The sequence below is a fragment of the Cellulomonas sp. APG4 genome, assembly GCF_009996735.1.
In the GTDB taxonomy this organism is placed as follows: Bacteria; Actinomycetota; Actinomycetes; order Actinomycetales; family Cellulomonadaceae; genus Actinotalea.
The window spans coordinates 146793-170736 of the sequence record NZ_JAACYI010000002.1; the positions used below are offsets into that span (position 1 = coordinate 146793).

A 23944-nucleotide genomic window follows, 5' to 3' on the forward strand; every position below is an offset into this window, starting at 1 on the left:
CGGCTCAGAGGTGCAGGCGGTAGAACCTGAACGCCTCGTGCTCGACGGGAAGCACCTCGACCCGCGCGAACCCTGCGCGGGTGGCGTACCCCGCGAGCACGTCGGGCCGCATCACGGTGCCCGTCCCCACGCCGTTCTCGTGCGACAGGCCGTCGGGCAGGCAGCAGATGAGCGAGTAGCCGTAGAACAGGCGCTCGACCGGGTCGGCCGGCGCCGTGAAGTCCTCCTGCGCGCGCTCGTCGACCACCAGCACGTACCCGTCGGGCGCGACCATCCCGCGCATCGCGCGCAGCACGGCGACGGGGTCACCCATGTCGTGCACGCACTCGTACGCCATGACGACGTCGTATCGGGCGCCGTCCTCGCCGCGGGAGGCGGCGTCCACGGTCGCGAACCGCACCCTGTCGGCCACGCCCGACGCCGTCGCGTGCCGGCGCGCCGCGTCGACCGAGGGACCGTCGATGTCGAAGCCGTCGACAGTGACCTGCGGGTAGCCGAGCGCGAGGCCGATCGCCGACCAACCCTCACCGCAGCCGATGTCGGCGACGTGCGCCCCGGCGGCCAGCCGCGCGTGCAGCTCGGGAACGCCCGGCAGGATCTCCTGCGTGAGTCGGTGCAGGAAGAGGGGCCGGTTCATCGCCGACTGCGCCTCGCGCGCGTCGGCACCGAGCTCGGACCAGCCGACGCCCCCACCCGTGCGGTACGCCTCGACCAGGCTGTCGATCACCCGGCCGCTCGCCGCGACGAGCCGCGCGAGCGGTGCCGTGTAGGAGAGACTGTCGACGTCGAGCAGCACGTCGGCCGCGCCGGCACGCAGCCGGAAGCGCCGGCTGCTGTGGTGCGCGGCGGTGTCGAGCACCTCCAGGTACCCGCTCGCCGCCTGGTGCTCGAGCCACTCGCGCGCATACCGCTCGGCGGTGCCCGTCATCCCCGCGAGCTCGGCCGAGCTGAGCGGCCCGGCCTCGGCGAGCGCGCGGTACCAGCCGAGCCGGTCGCCCAGGTAGACGGCGGTGAGCTCCATCGCGCCCAGGGTCGCGGCGAGCAGCCGCTCGGCCAAGGCGTCGCTGCCCGGTCCCGGGGTGGCGAACATGTCGGTGGACGTCGTGGTCACCTCCGGGTCCGTGGCCGGCGCGTTGATGGTTTGCGTGGTCATGCGTTCCTCCTCCTGCGGGCCCCCCGTGGGCCCGTGCAGGACGAGCGTCGGCGCGGCCGCTCGCACGCCGCTCGCACCTCGCTCGCACGCGGACGCACCCTGATCGCACGGCGGGGCTCGCCTCGGCCGCCGTCGGCCGTCAGGATGGCCGCCATGGCTCACGGAACCCTCACCTGGTCCCCCGCCCTCGACCACCCGCAGCTGCTCGCCCCGAGCACGGCACGGGCGCTGCGCACCTGGGCCGACGACGATCCCGCGGTCCTCGAGTCCGTGCGCGGCACCGAGATCGATCCGGACCTCGCGGACACCGCGGCGCTGACCGAGGCCTACGGCCTGGGCCTCGAGGCCTCGGGCAACTGCGTGCTCGTGGCGGGCCGTCGCGACGGGGTGGAGCGCACCGCGGCCGCCGTCGTGCTCGCGACCACGCGGGCCGACGTGAACAGCACGATCAAGAGGCTGCTCGACGTACGCAAGGCGTCGTTCCTCCCGATGGACCGCGCGGTCGAGGAGTCGGCGATGGAGTACGGCGGCATCACCCCCGTGGGGCTGCCCGAGGGCTGGCGCGTGCTCGTGGACTCACGCGTGCCACTCGCGGGCGAGGTGATCATCGGCAGCGGCCTGCGCAGGTCCAAGCTCGCGCTCCCGGGTGAGCTGCTGGCGCGCATGCCAGGTGTCGAGGTGGTCGAGGGGCTGGCCCGGTGAGCAGCGCGGTGACCGCGCAGGTCCCGGCGTGGCCCGAGCTCCCGGGCAGCCGGTTCCTGGGTGGGCTGCCCGCGGTCCACGAGGGGCGCACGACGACGACGCTCCCCGGCCGGCTCTTCCGCTCGGCCGTTCCGAGCGCGCTGTCCGCCGACGCGTGGGCACGGGTCTCCGCCCAGGTCCGCACCGTGGTCGATCTGCGCAACCCCGGCGAGGGGCCGCGGTACACCGCTCCCGACGGCGTCGTCGTGCACCGGCTGCCGATCGAGGACCAGGCCGACCAGGACTTCATGCGTCGCTATGCGGCGCTGCTGTCCACCCCGCACTACTACGCCGAGGTGCTCAGGCGCTGGCCGCACCTGGTCGCCGCCGTGATCCGCACGATCGCGCGTGCGCCCGAGGGCGGGGTGCTCGTGCACTGCGCGCAGGGACGCGACCGCACCGGGCAGGTCAGCGCGATGCTGCTGAGCCTCGCGGGCGTCCCGCACGAGGTGGTCGCGGACGACTACGAGCTCGCCGTCCGCGCGTGCAACGCCCGGCTGCGCGAGCACCCGGTCGCGCACGACCCGGCCCTGGACGACGACGAGCTCGACGCCGTGGTCGCCGAGAAGCGCGAGGTGCTGCTGGCCTTCCTCGCCGACGACGTCGCGGGCAGCCTGCGCGACGCGGGGGTCGACGACGACGACCTCGCCGCTGTTCGGGCGCGCCTCCTCGTGCCCTGAGCCCGGATCGCGGACAGCGCCACGGTGACGCCGGCGGCCGTCGCTAGGTTCGGCGCGCACTCACCACGACACCCGAGGAGTCCGCATGCCCAGCCTGCACGCCTACGTCCCTGCCGCTCCCGAGCACGACGCGGACTGGGCCTTCTCGCAGGTCCGGGACGAGCTGTCCGGCAGCAACGGGGTCGAGATCAGCACGACGACGAACCCGTTCACCAAGGCCACAGACCTCAAGGTCGTGGTGGACGGCACGTACCACGTAACGGTCTTCTTCGAGTCGGGCGAGAAGGCCGACGCCGACCTGAGCACGATCCTGGGCCGCGAGGTCAACGGCTATGCGCGCCTGCGGGTGCTCACAGCGCCCGACCCGGAGCTCGAGTACGACTTCGTGCAGATCCAGCTGCTCGACCGCTTCGAGCGGCTCGGACCGGTCCTGGTCTACGGCGTCGACGCGGAGCAGGTCCTCACCGACACGCTCGGTCTCACCACGGCCTGAGCGTCCTCGGCGCCCGCCGTCGCCCCTCCCGACGGGCCCGGCCCGGTCCGCTCACCGCCGCGTGGCCCAGAACGCGACGGCCGACGCCGCCGCGACGTTGAGGGAGTCCACCCCGCCCGCCATCGGGATGCGCACCACGACGTCGGCGGCCTCGACCGCCGCGCGTGAGAGGCCGTCACCCTCGGTGCCCAGCACCAGAGCGAGTCGCTCGGGCGGGTCCGCCTCGAGCTCGTCGAGCGTGCGCGCGTCGTCGGCGAGCGCGAGCGCGGCCACCGTGAAGCCCTGCGCGCGCAGCACGTCCAGCCCGTCCGGCCACGCCTCGAACCGGGTCCACGGCACCTGGAACACCGTGCCCATCGAGACGCGCACGCTGCGCCGGTAGAGCGGGTCGGCACACCTCGGCGAGACGAGCACGGCGTCGACGCCGAGGGCCGCCGCGCTGCGGAAGACCGCACCCACGTTCGTGTGGTCGACGACGTCCTCGAGCACCGCCACGCGGCGCGCGCCCTCACCCTCGCGCGCTTGCGCCAGCAGGTCGCCCACCGGGGCCAGCGGCGGGCGGTGCATCGCCGCGAGGGCCCCGCGGTGCAGGTGGAACCCGGTGATCGCCTCGAGCACGCCGGCCTCGCCCACGAACACCGGCACGTCGCCGTCGGGCCCCGCGCCCACCTCCTCGAGCAGGTCGGTCAGGTCCGGCAGCCAGCGCTCGGCCATGAGGAACGAGCGGGGCCGGTGGCCCGCGGCGACGGCCCGGCGGATCACCGTCGAGCTCTCCGCGATGTAGAGGCCCTTGGCGGGCTCGTGCTTGGCCCGCAGCGCGACGTCGGTGAGCCGCGTGTAGTCGCCGAGGCGCTCGTCGTCCGGGTCGGTCACGTGGTGGATCGGCACGCGGGCCATCCTCCCAGCCGCGCGGGGTCCCGCCGTCAGTCGACCGGTGCGGCAGGTGCGGCGAACTGGCTCGCGTGCAGACGCGCGTACGCCCCGCCGGCCTCGAGGAGGCTCGCGTGGCTCCCGATCTCGACGATCGCGCCGTCCTCCATCACCACGATCACGTCGGCGTCGCGGATCGTCGACAGCCGGTGCGCGATGACGAACGACGTGCGCCCGCGCCGCAGCTCGGCCATGGCCTGCTGCACGAGCACCTCGGTACGCGTGTCGACGCTCGACGTCGCCTCGTCGAGCACGAGGATCGCCGGGTCGGCGAGGAACGCGCGCGCGATCGTCAGGAGCTGCTTCTCCCCCGCGCTGACGTTCCCACCCTCTTCGTCGATCACGGTCGCGTAACCGTCCGGGAGGGTGCGCACGAACCGGTCGACGTGCGTGACCCGCGCGGCCTCGACCACCTGCTCGTGGGTCGCGCCCAGGCGACCGTAGGCGATGTTCTCCTCGATGGTCCCGTGGAACAGCCACGGGTCCTGCAGCACCATGCCGATCTTCGAGCGCAGCTGCTCGCGGTCGGTCGTCGCGACGTCCACGCCGTCGAGCAGGATGCGCCCGCTGTCGATGTCGTAGAAGCGCATGAGCAGGTTGACCAGCGTCGTCTTGCCGGCACCGGTGGGCCCCACGATCGCGACGGTCTGCCCCGCCTCGACCACCAGGTCGAGCCCTTCGATGAGCGGGGTGTCGGGCTCGTAGCGGAACGACACGTCCTCGAGCTCGACGCGCCCGCGCACCGGCCCCAGCACCGCCGGCTCGGCGGGCTCGGGGCTCTCCTCCTCGGCGTCGAGCAGCTCGAAGACCCGCTCGGCCGAGGCGACACCCGACTGCAGCAGGTTCATCATCGACGCCACCTGCGTGATGGGTTGGGTCAGCTGGCGCGAGTACTGGATGAACGCCTGCACGTCGCCCAGGCTGATCGCACCCGCAGCCACGCGCAGGCCGCCGACGACGGCGATCGCGACGAAGCCGAGGTTGCCCAGGAACATCATCGCGGGCTGGATCAGGCCGCTGATCACGTGCGCGCGGAACGTCGCGTCGTACAGTGCCTCGTTCTCGTCGTGGAACCGTCGCGCGGAGACCTCCTGACGCCCGAACACCTTGACCAGCGCGTGGCCGGTGTACATCTCCTCGACGTGGGCGTTGAGCGTGCCCGTGCGCTGCCACTGGGCGATGAACTGCGGCTGCGCGCGCTTGGCGACCAGCGCGGTGACGAGCGCTGCCGCGGGAACGGTGAGCAGCGCGATCACCGCGAGCAGCGGTGAGATCCAGAACATCACGACGATCACGCCCACCACGGTCAGCAACGCGCTGATGAGCTGGCTCAGCGTCTGCTGCATGGTCTGCGCGAGGTTGTCGATGTCGTTGGTGACCCGCGAGAGCAGCTCGCCGCGCTGGTGCGCGTCCACGTAGCGCAGCGGCAACCGGCCGAGCTTGGCCTCGACCCGCTCACGCAGCCGGAGCACCGTCCGCTGCACCAGACCGGTCGTCACCACGCCCTGCACCCAGCCGAGCGCCCACGCGGCGAGGTAGAGCGTGACCGCGCCCAGCAGCACGCGGCCCAGCGCGGCGGTGTCGATCCCCTGCCCCGGGACGAGCCCGTCCATCGCGGCGAGCATGTCGGCCAGCTCGTCCTCGCCCCGCGCGCGCAGCCCCGCCACGGCCGTGTCCTGGTCCGTGCCCGCAGGGAGGTTGAGTCCCACGACCCCGCGGAAGATCACGTCGGTCGCCCAACCGAGCACGCGCGGACCCATGACCATGGCCGCGGTGCTCGCGACCGTGAGGACGAGCACGACGACCACGGGCCCGCGCTCGGGCCGCAGCTCGCCGAGCAGCCTGCGCAGCGACCCGCGGAAGTCCATCGCACGCGCCGTCGGCATGGCGGCGGCCATGGGCCCGTGGCCCATGGGCCGCTGCCCGGGCGCAGGGCCGCCGGGTCGCGCTCCGCCGGCGCGTGGCGTCGCCGTCGTGCTCATGCCATCTCCTCGGCGGTGATCTGGGACTCGACGATCTCGCGGTAGGTCTCGCTCGTCGCGAGCAGCTCGTCGTGCGTGCCACGGCCCACCACGGCGCCGTCGTCGAGCACGAGGATCTGGTCCGCGTGCCGGATCGTGCTCACGCGCTGCGCGACGACGATGACGGTCGCCTCGCGCGTCCGTGGCGCGAGTGCCGTGCGCAGCGCAGCATCGGTGGCGAGGTCGAGCGCCGAGAAGGCGTCGTCGAACAGGTACACCGCCGGCCGGCGGACGAGGGCGCGCGCGATCGCGAGGCGCTGCCGCTGCCCACCCGACACGTTGCTCCCGCCCTGGGTGACTGCTGCCTCGAGCCCGCCCATCGCACGCACGAACTCGGCCGCCTGCGCCACCTCGAGCGCGTCCCACAGGTCGTCGTCGGACGCGTCGGCGTCGCCGTACCGCAGGTTGTCCGCGACGGTGCCGCTGAACAGGAAGGGACGCTGCGGGACGAGGCCGATGCGTCGCCACACGTCCTCGAGCGCGAGGTCGCGCACGTCGACCCCGTCGAGCAGCACCTGACCCGCCGTCACGTCGTAGAGGCGCGGGATCGTCTGCAGGAGCGTCGTCTTGCCCGCGCCGGTCGAGCCGATGATCGCGGTGGTGCGGCCCGGCTCGGCCACCAGGTCCACCGCGCGCAGCACGGGCTCGTCGGCGCCCGGGTAGGCGAAGCCCGCACCGCGCAGCTCGACGCGACCGGTGACCGGGGCCGTCACGGGCCGCGCGGGTGGCACCACCGTGCTCGAGGTCCCGAGCACCGCGCTGATGCGCTCGGCCGAGACCTCGGCCCGCGGCACCATCATGAACATCATCACGGCCATCATCACGCTCATCAGGATCTGCATGAGGTAGCTCAGGAACGCGACGAGCGAGCCCACCTGCATCGAGCCGTCCTCGACCCGACCAGCCCCGAACCAGAGCACCGCCGCGCTCGACAGGTTCATGATCAGGAAGACCGACGGGAACACGAGCGCCATCAGCCTGCCGACGGCGACCGCGACGCGCATGAGCTCGGCGTTCGCGTCACCGAACCGCTCGCGCTCGTGCGCGTCGCGCACGAAGGCGCGGACCACCCGGATGCCCGTGATCTGCTCGCGCAGCACCCGGTTGATGCGGTCGATGCGTGTCTGCATCTGACCGAACAGCGGGCGCATGCGGGCGATCGCGAACCCCAGGAGCGCCATGAGCACCGGCACCACCACGAGCAGCAGGCCGGAGAGCCGGACGTCCTCGCGCAGCGCCATCACCACGCCGCCCACCATCATCACGGGCGCCGCGACCACGATCGTCAGGATCATGAAGACGACCATCTGGACCTGCTGGACGTCGTTGGTGGTGCGGGTGATGAGCGACGGCGCACCGAAGTGCCCGAGCTCGCGCGCGGAGAACGTCTGCACGTGGTCGAAGACCGCGCCGCGCACGTCACGCCCCACCGACATCGCGACCCGTGCACCCGCCCACACGGCCCCCACGGCGCAGACCACCTGGACCAGGGTCACCCCGAGCATCACGGTCCCCAGCCTCAGGATCACCCCCGTGTCCCCGCGCGCGACCCCGTCGTCGATCAGGTCGGCGTTGAGGCTCGGCAGGAAGAGGTTCGCGACCGCCTGGACGAGCTGGAGCACCAGCACGACGGAGAGCGGACCGAGGTAGGGGCGCAGGTGGACGCGCAGGAGCCGCAGCAGCATGGTGCTCCGAGCCTCGCCCCGCGGGCGGTCCCGGTCAACGGGTTTCGCCGCAGGCGGAGCGCCGGATCAGCCGCCCGTCGTCGGCGCGGGCGGCTCGTCGCCCCCGCCCCGCGGACGTCGGCTGATCGTGCCGGCCGTCGTCGCGTCCTTGGTCGCGGCCTGCGACTCACGCCGGGCCTCCTCGAGCGCCTGCTTCGGGTCGGTCAGGGCGCTCGGCCCCAGGTCCGACTCGCGCACCGGCGAGGTGCCGCGCGGGCGGCTCGCGGCGGGCTGGCCGTCCCCCTCGTCGTCCGCCGCGCCGCCGAAGCCGGTCGCGATCGACTTGAGCGCCGCGGTGAACTCGGTCGGGATGAACCAGACCTTGTTCGACTGCGTCTTGGCGACCTCGGGAAGCATCTGCAGGTACTGGTACGCGAGCAGCTTCGGGTCGGCGTCGCCGCGGTGGATCGCGTCGAACACCTGGAGGATCGCGCGTGCCTCACCCTCGGCCTGGAGGATCGCCGACTGCGCGTTGCCCTCGGCCCGCAGGATCGCGGCCTGCTTCTCACCCTCGGCCGTGAGGATCTGCGACTGCTTGACGCCCTCGGCCGTGAGGATGGCCGCGCGGCGGTCACGCTCGGCGCGCATCTGCTGCTCCATCGCGCCCTGCACGCTCTGCGGCGGGTCGATCGACTTGAGCTCGACCCGGTTGACGCGTACGCCCCAGCGGCCGGTGGCCTCGTCGAGCACGCCGCGCAGCTGGCCGTTGATCGAGTCGCGGCTGGTGAGCGTCTGCTCGAGGTCCATCGAGCCGACGACGTTGCGCAGGGTCGTGACGGTGAGCTGCTCGATGCCCGTGACGTAGTTCGCGATCTCGTAGACGGCCGACTTCGGGTCGGTCACCTGGAAGTAGATGACGGTGTCGATGTTCACCGTCAGGTTGTCCGACGTGATCACGGGCTGCGGCGGGAACGAGACCACCTGCTCGCGCAGGTCGACGCCCGCGCGCACGCGGTCGATGAACGGGATGAGCAGGTGCAGGCCCGCGTCGAGCGTGCGGGAGTAGCGCCCGAGCCGCTCGACGATGAACGACTGGGCCTGGGGGACGATCCGCACGGCACGGATCAGGGTGATGATCACGAACAGGGCGACGAGGCCCAGCACGAGGTAGATGATCAGCTGGTTCGCGCTCACGGTCGGGTTCTCGATCATGACCTGTCCTCCGGGTCGTCGGGCGGGGTCGGTACGTGGGGCGTCGAGGCGGGCGGTTCGTCCGGCTCGAGCGGGCCGACGACGGCGGTTGCGCCGTCGATGCGGAGCACGCGGGCCTCGACGTCCGCGGGGATCGCTGCGGCGCCGGGCGTGGTCCGCGCGCTCCATTCCTCGCCCGCGAGCTTGACGAGACCGCCACGCGCCGTGACCTCGGACAGCGTGAGGGCCGCACGACCCACGAGCCCGGCGGCGTTGGTCTCGACGAGCGGCGTGCGTCGGCGCAGGTTGCGCAGCAGGTAGGGCCGCAGACCCACGAGCATCACGAGCGACGTCGCGGCGAAGGCGAGCACCTGGACCGTCACGCTCGCGCCCGCGACGTTCGCGACGATCGCCGCGGTCGCTCCGACGGCGAACATGAGGAGCACCAGGTCGAGCGTCAGCACTTCGATCACGCCGAGGACGATCGCGGCCACCAGCCACCACAGCCAGTGGATCTCGATCTGGTCCATGCGACCCCCTCGTCACGCGTCGTCGTCGTGCTGTGCCGATCCTAGTGGCGTGCACGTGCCACCGAGGGCGGACGGGAGCAGCACCTCAGGTGCGCGCGCGTGCGCTCCAGCGCGCGCCGTGACGGTCCACCTCGAGCTCGGTCCCGAACGTCTCGGAGAGGTGCCCCGGGGTGAGCACCGAACCGAGCGGCCCCTCGACGTGCACATGGCCGTCGCGCAGCAGCAGCCCGTGCGTGAAGCCCTCGGGGATCTCCTCGACGTGGTGGGTCACGAGCACGAGCACCGGGGACCGGTGGTCCTGGGCGATCTCGCTCAGCGCACCGAGCAGCTCCTCGCGCCCGCCGAGGTCGAGGCCCGCCGCGGGCTCGTCGAGGAGCAGCAGCTCGGGGTCGGTCATGAGGGCCCGGGCGATCTGGGTGCGCTTGCGCTCCCCCTCGCTCAGCGTGCCGAACCGGCGGTCGGCGAAGCGACCCACGCCGAACACGTCGAGCAGCACGCGCGCACGCTCGTGGTCGAGCGCCTCGTACTGCTCGCGCCAGCGCCCGGTCATCCCGTAGGCAGCCGTGAGCACGACGTCGAGCACGGTCTCCGAGGCCGGGATCCGGTCCGCGAGCGCGGCCGACGCGACCCCGATGCGCGGTCGGAGCTCGAACACGTCGACCGCGCCGAGGCGTTCGCCGAGCACGTGCGCCGCCCCGGTCGTGGGGTGCATGCGCCCCGCGGCGATCTGGAGCAGGGTCGTCTTGCCCGCGCCGTTGGGGCCGAGCAGCACCCAGCGCTCCCCCTCGCTGACGGTCCAGCTCACGTGGTCGAGGATCGTCGTCGTCCCGCGACGGACGCTCACGTCCTGCAGGTCCAGCACCGCGCTCATGGCCCCTGACCCTACCCGCGGCGCGGGGCTGCGCCCGGCGGGCGGCCGCCGCGTAGGGTCACGGGGATGGACAGCGTGATCCTCCCCCCACGCGCCGTCGTGCTCGCCCTGTGGCTGCAGTCGGTCGGAGCGGGCGCCGAACCCGTGCGCCGCGCGGTCCGCGCCGTCGAGGACGACGACGAGCCGCACACCGTCGTCGGTCACCCCGATCTCCCCGACGGCGCACCGCTCGCGGACCTCGTCGCGGTGTGCGGCACGGGCGAGCGCTCGGCAGCCGCCGTCCTCCCGGTCCCCGGCGACCCGAGCGGTACGCCCGCCCCCGTGGGTCCTGCCGCCCTCGAGGCCGGCGAGTGCGTCCTCGTGCACCGCGAGGGCAGGGCCTGGGCGGCCGTGCCCGACGTCGTGCCGTTCGGCAGCGTGCACGAGCAGGGGCACCTGGTCACGTGGCACGTGCACGAGGTCCCGGACTGGCGACCCACGCTGCCGGGGGTGGTCGGCACCCTTCCCGAGGCCGAGCAGTCGCTGCGGCACGTGCTGCGCGAGGCGACCGAGGCCCTCGCGGGGCTCGACGTCGCACGCTGGCGACCCGACGCCGCCGAGACCATCGCGAGCCTGCGCTCGACGGCGGACCCCGGCTGGGCCCTGCCGCCCGGCACCGCCCCACGCGCCGTCGGCGTGCTGACGACCGCGCTCAGGCTCCGGGCCATCGTCGAGCTCGCGACCGCCGACGACGGCGGGGCGATCAACCTGTGGCAGGCCGACCAGCGCTCGGCCGCCCTGCGTCACGTCGACCACGCGGCGCGGCGTGCGGTCACCGCGGCGACCGCGCACGGCGGCCTGGCGCCGTCAGGTCACGCGAGCACCGAGCGGTAGACCTCGAGCGTGCGGTCGGCGATCGCGTCCCACGAGAAGTGCTCCTCGACGCGGGCGCGCGCCGCACGGCCCATCTGCTCGGCGCGCGGTCGGTCGAGCGCGACCCGCTCGAGCGCCGCCGCGAGGTCGCTCACGAAGCGCTCGGGGTCCACGGGGGTGCCGGTGCCGTCCTGCACCTGCTCGATCGGGACCAGCAGGCCGGTCACGCCGTCGTCGACCACCTCGGGGATCCCACCGGTCGCGGTGCCCACCACGGGCAGCCCGCACGCCATCGCCTCGAGGTTGACGATGCCCAGGGGCTCGTAGACGGAGGGGCACGCGAACACCGATCCCGCGGCCAGCACGGCCACGAGCTCCTCACGCGGGAGCATCTGCTCGATCCAGACGACGCCGTCGCGCTGCGCGCGCAGGTCCGCGACGAGGCCGCTCACCTCGGCCGCGATCTCGGGCGTGTCCGGTGCGCCCGCGCACAGCACCACCTGGACCTCGGGCGCGAGCCGCTCGACCGCGCGCAGCAGGTAGGGCAGGCCCTTCTGCCGCGTGATCCGACCGACGAACACGACGGTCGGACGCTCGGGGTCGATGCCGAGCCCGCGCACGACGGCCTCGGCGCGTGCGACGCCCTCGCCCTGCGGCCGGCGCCAGCCGTCGAGGTCGATCCCGTTGTGCACCACGTGCACCCGCTCCGGGTCGACCGACGGGTAGGAGCGCAGGATGTCGGCACGCATGCCGGCGCTCACGGCGATGACGGCCGCGGCGCCCTCGTAGGCCGTCCGCTCCGCCCAGCCGGACAGGGCGTAGCCGCCCCCGAGCTGCTCGGCCTTCCACGGGCGCAGCGGCTCGAGGCTGTGCGCGCTCACCACGTGCGGCACGCCGTGCAGCAGCCCGGCGACGTGGCCCGCGAGGTTCGCGTACCAGGTGTGGGAGTGCACGACGTCGGCCCCGGCGACGTCGGCCGCCATCAGCAGGTCGACACCGAAGGTCGCGAGCGCGGGGTTGGCGCCCGTGAGGCCCGCGGGCACGTCGTAGCCGTCCACGCCGTCCTCGGCGCGTGCCCCGTCGAAGCAGCGCACGCGTACGTCGACCCGGCTGCGCAGCACCCGCGCGAGCTCCGCGACGTGCACGCCGGCACCGCCGTAGACGTGGGGTGGGTACTCCCTGGTCAGCAGATCGACGCGCACAGGCGACACGCTAGCGCCGAATGCCCGCTGACGTCTGGCTCGCGGGCCGGCCCGGCCCTAGGGTCGAGCCATGGCCCAACCTCGCGTCCTGGCAATCGTCCTCGCCGGTGGCGAGGGCAAGCGGCTCATGCCCCTCACGAAGGACCGGGCCAAGCCCGCGGTGCCCTTCGGCGGCATGTACCGCCTGGTCGACTTCGCACTGTCGAACCTGGTCAACTCGCAGTACCTGCAGATCGTCGTGCTGACGCAGTACAAGTCCCACAGCCTCGACCGTCACGTGGCCAAGACCTGGCGCATGTCCCCGCTGCTCGGCAACTACGTGGCGCCCGTCCCGGCGCAGCAGCGCGTGGGCAAGCACTGGTACCTGGGCAGCGCCGACGCGATCTTCCAGTGCCTCAACATCATCCAGGACGAGCGGCCGGACATCGTCGTGGTCGTGGGCGCCGATCACGTCTACCGGATGGACTTCGAGCAGATGGTCGACGCGCACGTCGCGTCGGGCGCCGAGTTCACGGTCGCGGCGATCCGCCAGCCGATCGAGCTCGCCGACCAGTTCGGCGTGATCGACACCGACCCGCAGGACCAGACGCGCATCGCGGCGTTCCTCGAGAAGCCGACCGAGGTGACGGGCCTGGCGGACTCGCCCGGCGAGATCCTCGCGTCGATGGGCAACTACGTCGCGAACGTGGACGCCCTCGTCGAGGCCGTCACGCAGGACGCGCAGAACCCGACGTCGCGACACGACATGGGCGGCGACATCGCGCCGTACTTCGTCGAGCGCGGCACGGCGGCCGTGTACGACTTCATCCGCAACGACGTCGCGGGGTCGACGGACCGGGACCGCGACTACTGGCGTGACGTGGGGACGCTCGACTCGTACTACGACGCCAACATCGACCTCATCTCGGTCAACCCGGTCTTCAACCTCTACAACACGAAGTGGCCCGTCTTCAGCGGCTACGCCCAGCTGCCCCCGGCCAAGTTCGTCCACGCCGGCCCCGGGCGGCTGGGTCACGCGGCGGACTCCCTCGTCTCTCCCGGCGTGATCGTCTCGGGGGCCACGGTCACGGGCTCGGTCGTGTCGCCGGGCGTGTACCTGCACTCCTGGTCCTCGGTGAGCGACTCGGTCGTCATGGACGGCACGGTGGTGGGACGCCACGCGCAGGTGCACCGCGCGATCCTCGACAAGAACGTGGTGGTCGAGGAACGCGCCCGTGTGGGGCTCGACCCGGAGCAGGACCGTGCGCGCGGCTTCACGGTCACCGAGTCGGGGATCACGGTGGTGCCCAAGGGCACGGTGATCAGCGCCTGAACGCCCACCCGCGGGTGCGTCCCGTCCGGCTAACCTGCCACCGTGACGACGCCCCCCGCACCGCTCGACCACGGGCCCAGCGTCCTCGTGATGGACGTGGACTCGACCCTCATCACCGGTGAGGTGATCGAGATGCTCGCGTCGAGGGCGGGCTCCGAGCCCGAGGTCGCAGAGATCACCGAGCGCGCGATGCGCGGGGAGCTCGACTTCGCGGCCTCGCTGCACGCGCGCGTCGCGACGCTCTCCGGCCTGCCCGCAACGGTGGTGGACGACGTGCTGGCCGAGGTCGAGCTGAGTCCGGGGGCCGAGCGCCTGTGCGACGAGCTGCATGCGCGCGGCTGGACCCTCGGGCTCGTCTCGGGTGGCTTCGTCGAGGTCGTGGGCCCGCTCGCGGCACGCCTGGGGATCGGGTTCGTGCGCGCCAACGCGCTCGAGGTGGCTGACGGGCAGCTCACGGGCCGGGTGAGCGGTCCGGTCGTGGACCGCTCGGCCAAGGCCGCCGCGCTGCGCGAGCTCGCGGCGCAGGTGGGCGTCCCGCTCGATCGCGCCGTCGCCGTGGGTGACGGCGCGAACGACCTGGAGATGCTCGCGGCCGCGGGCACGGGTATCGCCTTCAACGCCAAGCCGGTGGTGTGCGCCCAGGCCGACCTGGTGGTGAGCGGTCGCCTCGACGGCGTGCTCGCCGCCCTCGGCCTGGAGCCGGCACAGGACTGACCGCCCCCGAGACCGGTCCGCGAGGGTCAGTGCACGGGACGCACCACGTCGAGCAGACGTCCCACCCCGGCGTCGAGGCGTGACCAGGCGGGCAGCTCGAGCACCGCGAAGCTCCCGGTGGGCAGACCCGTCCGCACCTGGCTGAGGTGCGCGGGGTCGCCCTCGGCCGCGAGCAGCGCCGCGGTGCCGGACATGGTCGGCTCGTGGCCCACGACGAGCACGTGACGCACCCGGTCGTCGAGCGCACGCACGAGGTCCAGGACGTCAGCCGGTCGCGCGCCGTAGAGGCGGTCGTCCACCTCGGTCTCGGGCTCGGGCTCGTCACCGAGCGAGCCCCGCACGAGCTCCCAGGTCTGCCGGGTGCGCACCGCGGAGGACACCAGCACCTGCTCGGGCACGAGCCCCGCCGTCCGCAGGCCCGCGGCGACGTCCGGGCACTGCCTGCGGCCCGTGAGCGCGAGCGGACGCAGCTCGTCGGTGATCCGGCCGGCGGGCTCGGCCTTGGCGTGGCGCAGCAGCACCAGTCGGTGGCCGCGCTCGTCGGGCATCACAGCCCCATCGCGTGGAAGCCGCCGTCGACGTGGACGATCTCACCGGTCGTCGCCGGGAACCAGTCGGACAGCAGCGCAGCGACGGCACGAGCGGTCGGCTCGGGGTCGCGCACGTCCCAGCCGAGCGGGGCGCGCTCGGGCCACCCGCCCTCCATCGCCTCGAACCCCGGGATCGACTTCGCGGCCGTGGTGCGGATCGGGCCTGCGGAGACGAGGTTGACGCGCACGCCCGACGGGCCGAGGTCACGCGCGAGGTAGCGCGCGGTCGACTCGAACGCGGCCTTGGCGACCCCCATCCAGTCGTAGACGGGCCACGCGTACCGTGCGTCGAAGGTGAGCCCGACGACGCTCGACCCCGCACCGAGCAGGGGCTGCGCGGCGACGGCGAGCGACTTGAGCGAGAAGGCCGAGACCTGAACGGCCGTCGCGACGTCCTCCCACTCCCCTGCCAGGAAGTTCCCGCCCATGACGGACTGCGGCGCGAAGCCGATCGAGTGCACGACCCCGTCGAGGTGGTCCACGTGCTCACGGACCCGGCCCGCGAGCGCCTCGAGGTCCTCGGGCGACGTGACGTCGAGCTCGACCACAGGAGCGGGCCTCGGGAGCCGTCGCGCGATCGTCTGGGTGAGGCGCAGCTGACGGCCGAACGAGCTCAGCACCACCTCGGCGCCTTCCTCCTGGGCGAGGCGCGCGACGTGGAAGGCGATCGAGCTGTCCATGAGCACCCCCGTCACGAGGAGCTTCTTGCCGTCCAGCAGGCCCATGGTCGTTCCCTTCGTCGTGGCTCGCGTCGCCCGCGCGGGCGGGTGTCAGGTGGTGTCGGTCGGTGTCGGTCAGTGGCCCATGCCGAGCCCGCCGTCGACCGGGATCACGGCCCCGGTGACGTAGCCGGCCGCGGGCGAGGCGAGGAACTCGACGACTCCCGCGACCTCGTCGGGCTCGGCGAACCGACCCGCCGGGATCGCTGCACGGTAGGCCTCCTGGCGCTCGGCGGGCAATGCCGCGGTCATGGCCGTGTCGATGAACCCTGGAGCCACGACGTTCGCCGTGATGCCCCGCGCACCCAGCTCGCGCGTGATCGAGCGCGCCATGCCCACGAGGCCCGCCTTCGACGCCGCGTAGTTGACCTGCCCGGTCCCGCCGTAGAGGCCCACCACGGAGGAGATCAGCACGATGCGCCCGCGGCGCAGCCGGATCATCCCCTTCGAGGCACGGCGCACGCACCGGAACGTCCCGGTGAGGTTGACGTCGAGCACCTGCTCGAACTCCTCGTCGGTCATCCGCATGAGGAGCTGATCACGCGTGATCCCCGCGTTGGCGACGAGCACCTCGACCGGGCCGTGAGCCGCTTCGACCTCGGCGAACGCCGCGTCGATCGAGGCGGTGTCCTGCATGTCGCCGTGCACGCCGAGCACGCCGTCGGGCAGGTCGCCGCTGCGGTAGATCGTCGAGACGCGGTCACCCGCCGCGACGAACCGCTCGGCGATGGCCCTGCCGATCCCCCGGTTCGCGCCCGTCACCAGCACGCTGCGGCCGGTCGGTGCGGGTGCAGGGGCGGGTGTCGTGGCGTCGCTCACTCAGGCTCCTCGGGTCGTGGCCGCCCGGTGGGCGGGCTGCGTGTGCGCGCCCGACGGTAGCCGACGGCGAGCCCGCGGCACGACGCCCGTCCGCGAGTCCCGTCGCGGCAGGCCCGGCCCCGGGGCGGAGACCCGCCGCGAGCCGGGATAAACTCGTGCGGTGACGGCAGCACGTGGTGACGCGGGCGGGTGGCGCAGGCGCGCCGGTCGCCGCGGCGGCGAGCCCGAGGTCGCGAGCATCACGTCGGCCCCCGAGCCCCTCGAGGCGGATCTCGCACGCCGCGCGCACCGGTACCTCGCGCAGATGTCGATCCGCATGGCCTGCTTCGTCGGAGCCGTGCTCGTGGACCACTGGACGCGGTGGCTGCTCCTCGCAGGTGCGGTGGTGCTGCCCTACGTCGCGGTCGTGCTCGCGAACGCGGGCCGTGAGCGCGGGCAGGTGCCCGACACCTACCTCGAGGCCCCGTCGCTGCCCGCCGCCCCGCAGGGGCCGCCGCGATGACGGCCGAGACCCCGCACGACGACGTCGTGTGCAGCGCCCGCGGGTGCCGAACAGCCGCCGCGTGGGGGCTGCGCTGGAACAACCCGAAGCTGCACACCGCCGCGCGTCGCAAGGTCTGGCTCGCGTGCGACGCCCACCGTGAGCACCTCGAGCAGTTCCTCGGAGCGCGGGGGTTCCACCGCGAGACCGTCCCCGTGAGCGCCCTCGGGCCCGCGGACGGCTGAGGTGGGGCCACGCGCTCGCCGCTGGGTGTCGACCCTCGCGGTCGCCGCGCTCGTCGCGCTCGGCTGCGTGGGTGCGGGGCTGTGGCAGTGGAGCCGGCACCAGGAACGCAGCGCCGCGATCGCGCTCGTCGAGGAGAACGAGGCAGCCCCGGTGGTGCCGCTCGCCGACGTCCTGACGCCGGACGGCGCTCTCGACGCGGACGACGTCTGGCGGCACGTGCGCGTACGCGGCACCTACCTGCCCGGGTCGACGGTGCTGCTGCGCAACCGCCCTGTCAACTCCGTCCCCGCGTACCACGTGCTCGCGGGACTCACGCTGACCGAGGGCCCGCTCGCGGGCCGCGTGCTCGTCGTCGACCGCGGCTGGGTGCCGAGCGACGACGCTGCCGGGGTCGACGACCTGCCGGAGCTACCCGCCGCACAGGTCGACCTCGTCGTGCGCCTGCGCGCGTCCGAACGGCTCGCGGACCGGGACGCACCCCCCGGCCAGGTGCAGGCGCTCGCACCGGCCCAGGTCGCACGCGCGGGCGGCTGGCCGGTCGAGGAGACGCTCGACCTCTACACGGCCGTCGTCCAGGAGGACGGCGGTGCACCGGCCGGGCTGCGTACTCTCCCCGGCCCGACGACCGACTACGGCTCGCACCTGTCCTACGCGTTCCAGTGGTGGGTGTTCGCCGTCGGCGCGTTCGTCGGCGCCGTGCTGCTGCTGCGACGCGACGAGGCGGACGCCGAGCTCGCGGGACTGCCGGCAGCGGAACGCGCCGACGTGGCCGCGCGCGGCCCGCACGTCGCGCCGACCGCGGGACGCACGCCGCGGCGGCGTCGTCGTCGGCCCACGGCGGAGGACGAGGAGGACGCCATCCTCGACGCGCAGGAGTCCGCGCGCGGGCGGTGACGGCGCGCGCGAACCCGCCGCCCTGTCCGCGAGCGCGCTGCGGTCAGGTACCGCCCCGCAGGGCCGCCCGCCTCGCCTCCCCCGCCGCACCGCGCGTCGGCCCGCCGCGTCCGCGCATCTGGACGCCGGCCTCGACCAGCACCCCGTGCACGAACCCGTACGAGCGGCCGATGTCCTCGGCCATCTCGCGGATCGTCTCGCCCTTGCGGTAGCGCTCGACGAGGTCCGCCGCGAGGTCCTGGCGTCCCTCACCCGTGATGCGCGCACCCTTGCGGTACTTCTCGCCCATGACCGTCCTCCTCACCGAGGAGCGCCGCGCACCGCCCGCTCAGGCGAGCGAGATCAGGTCCGCGTAGCTGTCGTTCCACAGATCTTCGTCCCCATCGGGCAGGAGCACCACCCTCTCGGGCTGCAAGGCGTCCACGGCACCCTCGTCGTGGGTGACCATCACGACGGCACCCGTGTACCCGTGGAGCGCCGAGAGCACCTCGGCGCGACTCGCGGGATCGAGGTTGTTGGTCGGCTCGTCGAGCAGCAGGACGTTCGCGGAGGAGACGACGAGAGCCGCGAGCGCGAGCCGCGTCTTCTCCCCACCGGAGAGCACACGTGCGGGCTTGTCCGCGTCGTCACCCGAGAACAGGAACGAGCCGAGCACGGAGCGGACCTGGGTGTCCGTGAGGTCGGGGGCGGCGTGCCGCAGGTTCTCGACGACGGTCATGCTCGTGTCGAGGGTCTCGTGCTCCTGGGCGTAGTAGCCGATCTTGAGGCCGTGCCCCGGCACCACCTCGCCCGTGTCCGCCGGCTCGACCCCGGCGAGGATCCGCAGCAGCGTCGTCTTGCCCGCGCCGTTGAGCCCGAGCACGACGACGCGGCTCCCGCGGTCCACCGCGAGGTCGACGTCGGTGAACACCTCGGCCGAGCCGTAGGACTTCGACAACCCGCTCGCCGTGAGAGGGGTGCGGCCGCACGGCGCGGGCTCGGGGAACCGCAGCCGCGCCACCTTGTCCGTGGCGCGCTCGGCCTCGAGGCCCGCGAGCATCTTCTCGGCGCGACGGGCCATGTTCTGCGCGGCCACGGCCTTGGTGGCCTTGGCACGCATCTTGTCGGCCTGCGCGAGGAGGGCCGAGGCCTTCTTCTCGGCGTTCGCGCGCTCACGCCGGCGCCTGCGCTCGTCGGTCTCGCGCTGGAGCAGGTAGGCGTCCCAGCCCAGGTTGTACTGGTCGATCTCGGCCCTGTTGGCGTCGAGGTGGAAGACCTTGTTCACCGTCGCACGCATGAGCTCGGTGTCGTGGGAGATCACCAGGAACCCGCCTGCGTAGTCCTTGAGGTACTCGCGCAGCCAGATGATCGAGTCGGCGTCGAGGTGGTTCGTGGGCTCGTCGAGCAGCAGCGTGTCGGCGCCCGAGAACAGGATGCGCGCGAGCTCGACGCGTCGGCGCTGCCCGCCGGAGAGCGTGCCGAGCGGCTGGGCGAGCACGCGCGCGTCGAGGCCGAGGTTCGCCGCGATCCGCTCGGCCTCGCTCTCGGCGGCGTAGCCGCCGGCCGCGGTGAACCGGGTCTCGAGGCGCGCGTACCGGTCCATCGCGTCGTCGCGCGTCTCGTCGTCGGCGCTCGCCATGGCGCCCTCGGCCGCGCGCATGCTCGCGACGATCGTGTCGAGGCCGCGCACCGAGAGGATCCGGTTGACCGCCGTCACCTCGAGGTCCCCCGTGCGAGGGTCCTGGGGGAGGTAGCCCACGTCGGTCCCCGTGACGCGGCCGGCCGTCGGCACGCCCTCGCCCGCGAGCACACGGGTGAGCGTCGTCTTGCCCGCCCCGTTGCGGCCCACGAGCCCGATGCGGTCGCCCGCAGCGATGCGGAACGACGTGGGCTCGAGCAGCACGCGGACGCCGACGCGCAGCTCGAGGTCGTGGGCGGTGATCACTGAGGTTTCCTCCGACGGGTGCCCGGGGGCCTTGTGGACGGGCACAAACGCCGTTCATCCTACGACCGGCTAGCGTGACGCCCGACCTGATTCCCGGGCACCCGCCCGTACCCCGGCCCACGGGTCGGACCGAGGGAGACCGATGGCCGAGCTCGACCGCACCGCCCCCCTGCCCGTCGCACGCGCCTCGGTGGCGACCGACGTCGCCCTCGTGGCGACCTTCGCGGCGTTCATCGCGGTGTGCGCGGTGCTGCCGGCGATCCCGGTGCCCGGGATGGCTGTGCCGATCACGCTGCAGACCTTCGGCGTGATGCTCGCGGGTCTGGTGCTCGGACCCGTGCGCGGGGCGCTCGCCGTGCTGCTCTACCTCGCGGTCGGCCTCGCGGGTCTCCCGGTGTTCGCCCAGGGCACCGGCGGGCTCGCGGTGCTCGGCAAGCCGTCGCTGGGCTACCTGCTCGCGTTCCCCCTGGCCGCGGCCCTCGCGGGCTGGCTCGCGGGGCGTGCGCTGCGCGCGCGAAGGCTGGTCCTCCTGGCGGTCTTCGGCTCGGCGATGGCCGCGAGCCTCACCTTCATCCACCCGATCGGGATCACCGTGATGGGTGCGCGGCTGGGCATGTCCGCGGGTGAGGCGATCGCCGCGGGGGCCGTGTTCCTCCCGGGTGACGTCGTCAAGAACCTCCTCGCCGCCGTGGTGACGATCGCGGTCGTGCGCGCCTTCCCGGACCTGCGCAGGCGCTGACCGCGCGGTGATCGAGCTCGAAGGTGCGACCGTCACCGCGTACGCGGGCGCCGGCGACCAGGTGGTCACCCTGCTCGAGCCCACCACCTGCACCCTGACCGAGCGCCGCGTCGCCGTCGTCGGGGCTAACGGCTCGGGGAAGTCGACGCTCGCGCGCCTCGTGAACGGCCTGGCGCTGCCGTCGGCCGGTGTCGTGCGCGTCGACGGCCTCGACACCGCGCACGAGGGCGCCGCGGTGCGTCGGCGCGTCGGGTTCACGTTCACCGACCCCGATGCGCAGCTCGTCATGCCCACCCCGCTGGAGGACGTCGCCCTGTCCCTGCGCCGGCTCGACGTCCCCGCGCACGAGCGCGAGCACCGAGCCCGCGAGGTGCTCGCACGCTTCGGCCTGGGCGACCGGGCCGACGTGCCGGTGCACGCCCTCTCGGGCGGGCAGAAGCAGCTGCTGGCCCTCGCCGGCGTCCTCGCGACCGAGCCGTCGGTCCTGGTGTGCGACGAGCCGACGACCTTGCTCGACCTGCGCTGGCGCCGTGTGGTCGACGAGCTGCTCGACGGCCTCGACCTGCAGCTGCTCCTCGTCACGCACGACCTCGACGCCGCCCGTCGCGCTGATCGTGTGCTGGTGGTCGACGGCGGTCGCGTGGTCGCAGACGACCTCCCCGACGTGGCCGTGGACGCGTACGTCGCCCTCATGGGTGGGACGTCGTGAGGCGGAGGGCCGGCACGCCGCAGCGCCCGCCCTGGGCCGGACCGCTCGGCCTCTACCACCCCGGACGTTCGTGGCTGCACCGCACCGGGCCGGGGCCCAAGGCACTCGGGCTCGCGGTGCTCGGGGTCGGCGTGCTCGTGGTGACGGGAGCCTGGGCCTCCGTGGGCCTTCTCGCCACGACGGCGCTGCTCGCGACCTCGGCCCGGCTGCCGCTGCGCTCGACGGCCCGCAGCCTCGGGCCCGTGCTCGTGACGGCGCTGCTCGTGGGCGCCTACCAGTGGTGGGCCCGCGGCCCCGCCACGGCGGTCGAGGTGGCCGCGGACCTCGTCACCCTGGTGGTCGCCGCGACCCTGGTCACGGCGACCACCCCGGCCGACAGGCTGCTCGACGCGATCGGGCGCGCCGCCCGACCAGCCCGGCACCTAGGGCTGCGCCCCGAGCTCGTCGCCCTCGCCGTGGGCCTCATGCTCCGTACCGTGCCCGAGCTCGTGCGCACGAGCACCGAGGTGCGCGACGCAGCGCGCGCACGTGGCCTCGAGCGCGAGCCCCGCGCCGTGCTCGTCCCTGCCGCGGTGCGCGCCGTCGGGCGTGCCCGCGCGACCGGCGAGGCCCTCGCCGCGCGGGGCCTCGCGGAGTGACGACCCTGCCCGCGCCGCCCCGGCCGGGCCGCCCTACCGTGTGGCCATGACGTTCAGCGAGGGCGGGCGGTTCGAGGGCGGTCGCGTGCGACGCCGCAGGGGCGGCGTGGTCGCCGGTGGTGGTGTGGGGATCCTCGCGATCGCGGTGTTCGTCGTCTACCAGCTCACGGGCGTGGACGTCGGCCCCGTCGTGAACGGCCTCGAGGGAGGTGGTGACGGCGATCGCGGCACCACGTCGGTCATCGAGGAGTGCAGCGCCGCCGAGGCGAACGAGCAGCGCGGCTGCCGCCTGTCGGCCACGGTCCAGTCGCTCGACGCGTTCTGGGCCGCCGAGCTCGCGGGCGCGGGTGAGGTGCCGCTGCCGACCGTCGACGTGTTCACCGGCGGGATCGGAACCGGCTGCGGCCAGGCGTCCTCGGCCACGGGGCCGTTCTACTGCCCCGCCGACCAGGGCATCTACATGGACCTCGGCTTCTTCGACGTGCTCCAGAGCCGGTTCGGCGCCTCGGGCGGCTCGCTCGCGGAGATGTACGTCACCGCCCACGAGTACGGGCACCACGTGCAGAACGTCGCGGGCGTGATGGAACGGGCGGACCGCAGCGGCGGTGGCGCGGAGTCGGACTCGGTGCGGGTCGAGCTCCAGGCCGACTGCTACGCGGGGATGTGGGCCGGTGCGGCGACCATGCCTGACCCGGACACCGGCATCCCGTTCCTCGAGCCCATCACCGACGCACAGCTCGCCGACGCGCTCTCGGCGGCCGAGGCCGTGGGCGACGACCGCATCCAGGAGACGTCCGGCGGGAGCGTCGACCCGCACACCTGGACGCACGGCTCGAGCGAGCAGCGCCGGCGCTGGTTCACCACCGGCTACGACGAGGGCAGCCTCGAGGCGTGCGACACGTTCACGGCCGAGGAGCTGTGAGCACGAGGCCCTGCACCGCCGCGGCTCAGTAGCCGACGACGTCGCCCGAGCCGTCGACGTCCGAGGTGACCTCGGCACCGCCCGTGTGGCGCACCGAGCCGCTGCCGTCCACCTGGACGTCCAGCCGCCGCGTGACGTGGACGTCGGCGCCCCCGGAGCCGCGCACCGCGATCACGGCCTCCCGGGTCTCGAGGTCGCCTCCGTCGTAGCTGCCCGAGCCCTCGACGACGACGTTCTGGGCGTCCGCACGCCCGGCGAGCGTGAGCCCGCCGGACCCCGCGACCTGGGCGTCGAGCGTCCCGACCTCGACCGCCTCGACGACGACGTCGCCGGAGCCCTCGACGGTCACGCTCAGACGTTCGCCCGCGACGTCGTCGGCCTCGACGTCGCCCGACCCACGCACCGCGAGCGCCTCGAGCTCCGTCACCACCAGCGTGTACTCGATGCGGCCGGGTGTCCCCCACCGCGGCCCGCCCTCGCGGCCGAGCACGAGCGTGCCGTCGTCGACCTCGGACGTCAGCTCGTCGATCACGTTCTCGCGCGCCGTCACGGTGAGCGAGGGTGCCTCGCCCAGCTCGATCGTGAGCGTGCCCGAGGTCCGCAGGTCGACCGCCCGCACGCCCTCGACGTCGCGCTCCTGGGTGGTCGTGGGGCCTGCGACCACCGAGGAGCACCCGGCGGCGGTCACGAGTGCCGCGCCGAGCACAAGGGCCACGCCGCCGCGGCGGACGGCACGCCGGTCGCGCCGTCCGGAGGGTGCGGGCGTCGGTGCGTGGTGGTCGTTCACGGGGAGGCTCCTCTCGATGCCGGCGCCGCGTGCGTGCGCCTGCTCCGAGCCTGTCGCGCGCGCCGGCGTCCCGGTATGGGGCACCACCCCGATCCTTCCCCGAGAAACGCCCTGAGCCCCCT

27 protein-coding genes are annotated in these 23944 nt (G+C 73.6%); 13 read left to right on the plus strand and 14 right to left on the minus strand.

All coding sequences use genetic code 11. From position 1 onward, the window contains the following. Nucleotides 1-4: 4 nt before the first annotated feature. Nucleotides 5-1153, minus strand: a complete 1149-nt coding sequence (locus GXB85_RS02740) for a bifunctional 2-polyprenyl-6-hydroxyphenol methylase/3-demethylubiquinol 3-O-methyltransferase UbiG (RefSeq protein ID WP_161916100.1) — start codon at nt 1151-1153, stop codon at nt 5-7. 144 nt (nt 1154-1297) lie between these two features. Between GXB85_RS02740 and GXB85_RS02745 the strand changes: the two genes are divergently transcribed. The 3 genes from GXB85_RS02745 to GXB85_RS02755 all read left to right on the plus strand — a co-directional run bounded on the left by GXB85_RS02745 (nt 1298) and on the right by GXB85_RS02755 (nt 3067). Further along, entirely contained in the window at nt 1298-1855 is a 558-nt protein-coding gene (locus GXB85_RS02745) for a YbaK/EbsC family protein (protein ID WP_161916101.1), read from the plus strand. After that, on the plus strand, nt 1852-2574 hold the full coding sequence (locus GXB85_RS02750; RefSeq protein ID WP_161916102.1) for a tyrosine-protein phosphatase: 723 nt from the start codon (nt 1852-1854) through the stop codon (nt 2572-2574). The genes GXB85_RS02745 and GXB85_RS02750 overlap by 4 nt, the downstream gene beginning before the upstream one ends. An 85-nt stretch (nt 2575-2659) precedes the next feature. Beyond that, entirely contained in the window at nt 2660-3067 is a 408-nt protein-coding gene (locus GXB85_RS02755; protein WP_161916103.1) for a hypothetical protein, read from the plus strand. A 51-nt stretch (nt 3068-3118) separates the two neighbouring features. Here GXB85_RS02755 and GXB85_RS02760 read toward each other — a convergent pair whose 3' ends face one another. The 6 genes from GXB85_RS02760 to GXB85_RS02785 all read right to left on the minus strand — a co-directional run bounded on the left by GXB85_RS02760 (nt 3119) and on the right by GXB85_RS02785 (nt 10274). Further along, nucleotides 3119-3964, minus strand: a complete 846-nt coding sequence (locus GXB85_RS02760; protein WP_161916104.1) for an RNA methyltransferase — start codon at nt 3962-3964, stop codon at nt 3119-3121. Between the two features lie 26 nt (nt 3965-3990). Further along, nucleotides 3991-5979, minus strand: a complete 1989-nt coding sequence (locus GXB85_RS02765; protein ID WP_161916105.1) for an ABC transporter ATP-binding protein — start codon at nt 5977-5979, stop codon at nt 3991-3993. Then, nucleotides 5976-7703 (minus strand): ABC transporter ATP-binding protein, encoded by a 1728-nt coding sequence (locus GXB85_RS02770; RefSeq protein WP_161916106.1) that lies wholly within the window; start codon nt 7701-7703, stop codon nt 5976-5978. Before GXB85_RS02770 ends, GXB85_RS02765 begins: the two co-directional genes overlap by 4 nt. Nucleotides 7704-7769: 66 nt before the next feature. Continuing rightward, nucleotides 7770-8894 (minus strand): SPFH domain-containing protein, encoded by a 1125-nt coding sequence (locus GXB85_RS02775; protein WP_161916107.1) that lies wholly within the window; start codon nt 8892-8894, stop codon nt 7770-7772. Then, the gene (locus tag GXB85_RS02780; protein ID WP_202627476.1) at nt 8891-9403 is read right to left on the minus strand and encodes an NfeD family protein; all 513 of its coding nucleotides are present in this window, start codon (nt 9401-9403) and stop codon (nt 8891-8893) included. Before GXB85_RS02780 ends, GXB85_RS02775 begins: the two co-directional genes overlap by 4 nt. Nucleotides 9404-9488: 85 nt before the next feature. Further along, nucleotides 9489-10274: an ABC transporter ATP-binding protein gene (locus tag GXB85_RS02785; RefSeq protein WP_161916108.1), complete on the minus strand. Its 786-nt coding sequence runs from the start codon at nt 10272-10274 to the stop codon at nt 9489-9491. Nucleotides 10275-10340: 66 nt separating this feature from the next. On the opposite strand from GXB85_RS02785, the gene GXB85_RS02790 reads away from it, so the two are divergent. Beyond that, the gene (locus GXB85_RS02790) at nt 10341-11147 is read left to right on the plus strand and encodes a hypothetical protein (RefSeq protein ID WP_161916109.1); all 807 of its coding nucleotides are present in this window, start codon (nt 10341-10343) and stop codon (nt 11145-11147) included. On the opposite strand, the gene glgA is transcribed toward GXB85_RS02790, so the two are convergent. Continuing rightward, nucleotides 11126-12328, minus strand: a complete 1203-nt coding sequence (glgA, locus tag GXB85_RS02795; protein WP_161916110.1) for a glycogen synthase — start codon at nt 12326-12328, stop codon at nt 11126-11128. The genes GXB85_RS02790 and glgA overlap by 22 nt on opposite strands. Before the next feature lie 70 nt (nt 12329-12398). Between glgA and glgC the strand changes: the two genes are divergently transcribed. Then, entirely contained in the window at nt 12399-13640 is a 1242-nt protein-coding gene (gene glgC / locus GXB85_RS02800) for a glucose-1-phosphate adenylyltransferase (RefSeq protein ID WP_161916111.1), read from the plus strand. A 42-nt stretch (nt 13641-13682) separates the two neighbouring features. Next, on the plus strand, nt 13683-14354 hold the full coding sequence (gene serB / locus GXB85_RS02805) for a phosphoserine phosphatase SerB (RefSeq protein ID WP_370523963.1): 672 nt from the start codon (nt 13683-13685) through the stop codon (nt 14352-14354). Between the two features lie 26 nt (nt 14355-14380). Here serB and GXB85_RS02810 read toward each other — a convergent pair whose 3' ends face one another. From GXB85_RS02810 to fabG, 3 genes are all read right to left on the minus strand, one after another. Further along, nucleotides 14381-14902, minus strand: a complete 522-nt coding sequence (locus GXB85_RS02810; RefSeq protein WP_161916112.1) for a histidine phosphatase family protein — start codon at nt 14900-14902, stop codon at nt 14381-14383. Further along, nucleotides 14902-15669 (minus strand): enoyl-ACP reductase FabI, encoded by a 768-nt coding sequence (gene fabI / locus GXB85_RS02815; RefSeq protein ID WP_161916113.1) that lies wholly within the window; start codon nt 15667-15669, stop codon nt 14902-14904. The genes GXB85_RS02810 and fabI overlap by 1 nt, the downstream gene beginning before the upstream one ends. Nucleotides 15670-15738: 69 nt before the next feature. Continuing rightward, the gene (fabG, locus tag GXB85_RS02820) at nt 15739-16482 is read right to left on the minus strand and encodes a 3-oxoacyl-ACP reductase FabG (RefSeq protein ID WP_161916114.1); all 744 of its coding nucleotides are present in this window, start codon (nt 16480-16482) and stop codon (nt 15739-15741) included. Between the two features lie 160 nt (nt 16483-16642). Between fabG and GXB85_RS02825 the strand changes: the two genes are divergently transcribed. Genes GXB85_RS02825 through GXB85_RS02835 form a run of 3 tightly spaced genes read left to right on the plus strand, consistent with a single transcriptional unit; the run spans nt 16643 to nt 18103 of the window. Further along, on the plus strand, nt 16643-16984 hold the full coding sequence (locus GXB85_RS02825; RefSeq protein ID WP_161916115.1) for a DUF3099 domain-containing protein: 342 nt from the start codon (nt 16643-16645) through the stop codon (nt 16982-16984). Continuing rightward, the gene (locus tag GXB85_RS02830) at nt 16981-17208 is read left to right on the plus strand and encodes a hypothetical protein (protein ID WP_161916116.1); all 228 of its coding nucleotides are present in this window, start codon (nt 16981-16983) and stop codon (nt 17206-17208) included. The genes GXB85_RS02825 and GXB85_RS02830 overlap by 4 nt, the downstream gene beginning before the upstream one ends. Nucleotide 17209: 1 nt before the next feature. Beyond that, nucleotides 17210-18103: an SURF1 family protein gene (locus tag GXB85_RS02835; RefSeq protein ID WP_161916117.1), complete on the plus strand. Its 894-nt coding sequence runs from the start codon at nt 17210-17212 to the stop codon at nt 18101-18103. Between the two features lie 43 nt (nt 18104-18146). Here the strand turns inward: GXB85_RS02835 and GXB85_RS02840 are convergent, their stop codons facing one another. Both GXB85_RS02840 and GXB85_RS02845 read right to left on the minus strand, forming a co-directional pair. Next, nucleotides 18147-18392 carry a helix-turn-helix domain-containing protein gene (locus GXB85_RS02840; protein WP_161916118.1) on the minus strand — a complete coding sequence of 82 codons (246 nt, stop codon included), beginning with the start codon at nt 18390-18392 and terminating at the stop codon, nt 18147-18149. A 39-nt stretch (nt 18393-18431) separates the two neighbouring features. Continuing rightward, a complete protein-coding gene (locus GXB85_RS02845; RefSeq protein ID WP_161916119.1) occupies nt 18432-20027 on the minus strand; it encodes an ABC-F family ATP-binding cassette domain-containing protein in 1596 nt (531 codons plus the stop codon). Between the two features lie 142 nt (nt 20028-20169). Here GXB85_RS02845 and GXB85_RS02850 point away from each other — a divergent pair, with 142 nt between their 5' ends. From GXB85_RS02850 to GXB85_RS02865, 4 genes are read left to right on the plus strand one after another with little or no spacing between them, the layout of a single operon-like run. Continuing rightward, nucleotides 20170-20766 carry a biotin transporter BioY gene (locus GXB85_RS02850; protein WP_161916120.1) on the plus strand — a complete coding sequence of 199 codons (597 nt, stop codon included), beginning with the start codon at nt 20170-20172 and terminating at the stop codon, nt 20764-20766. Nucleotides 20767-20773: 7 nt separating this feature from the next. After that, on the plus strand, nt 20774-21475 hold the full coding sequence (locus GXB85_RS02855) for an ABC transporter ATP-binding protein (RefSeq protein ID WP_161916121.1): 702 nt from the start codon (nt 20774-20776) through the stop codon (nt 21473-21475). Further along, the gene (locus GXB85_RS02860) at nt 21472-22113 is read left to right on the plus strand and encodes an energy-coupling factor transporter transmembrane protein EcfT (protein ID WP_161916122.1); all 642 of its coding nucleotides are present in this window, start codon (nt 21472-21474) and stop codon (nt 22111-22113) included. Before GXB85_RS02855 ends, GXB85_RS02860 begins: the two co-directional genes overlap by 4 nt. 46 nt (nt 22114-22159) lie before the next feature. After that, nucleotides 22160-23035, plus strand: coding sequence for a neutral zinc metallopeptidase (locus tag GXB85_RS02865; protein ID WP_161916123.1), 876 nt, complete (start codon nt 22160-22162; stop codon nt 23033-23035). A 25-nt stretch (nt 23036-23060) separates the two neighbouring features. Here GXB85_RS02865 and GXB85_RS02870 read toward each other — a convergent pair whose 3' ends face one another. Continuing rightward, on the minus strand, nt 23061-23822 hold the full coding sequence (locus tag GXB85_RS02870) for a head GIN domain-containing protein (protein WP_161916124.1): 762 nt from the start codon (nt 23820-23822) through the stop codon (nt 23061-23063). Between the last annotated feature and the right edge of the window lie 122 nt (nt 23823-23944).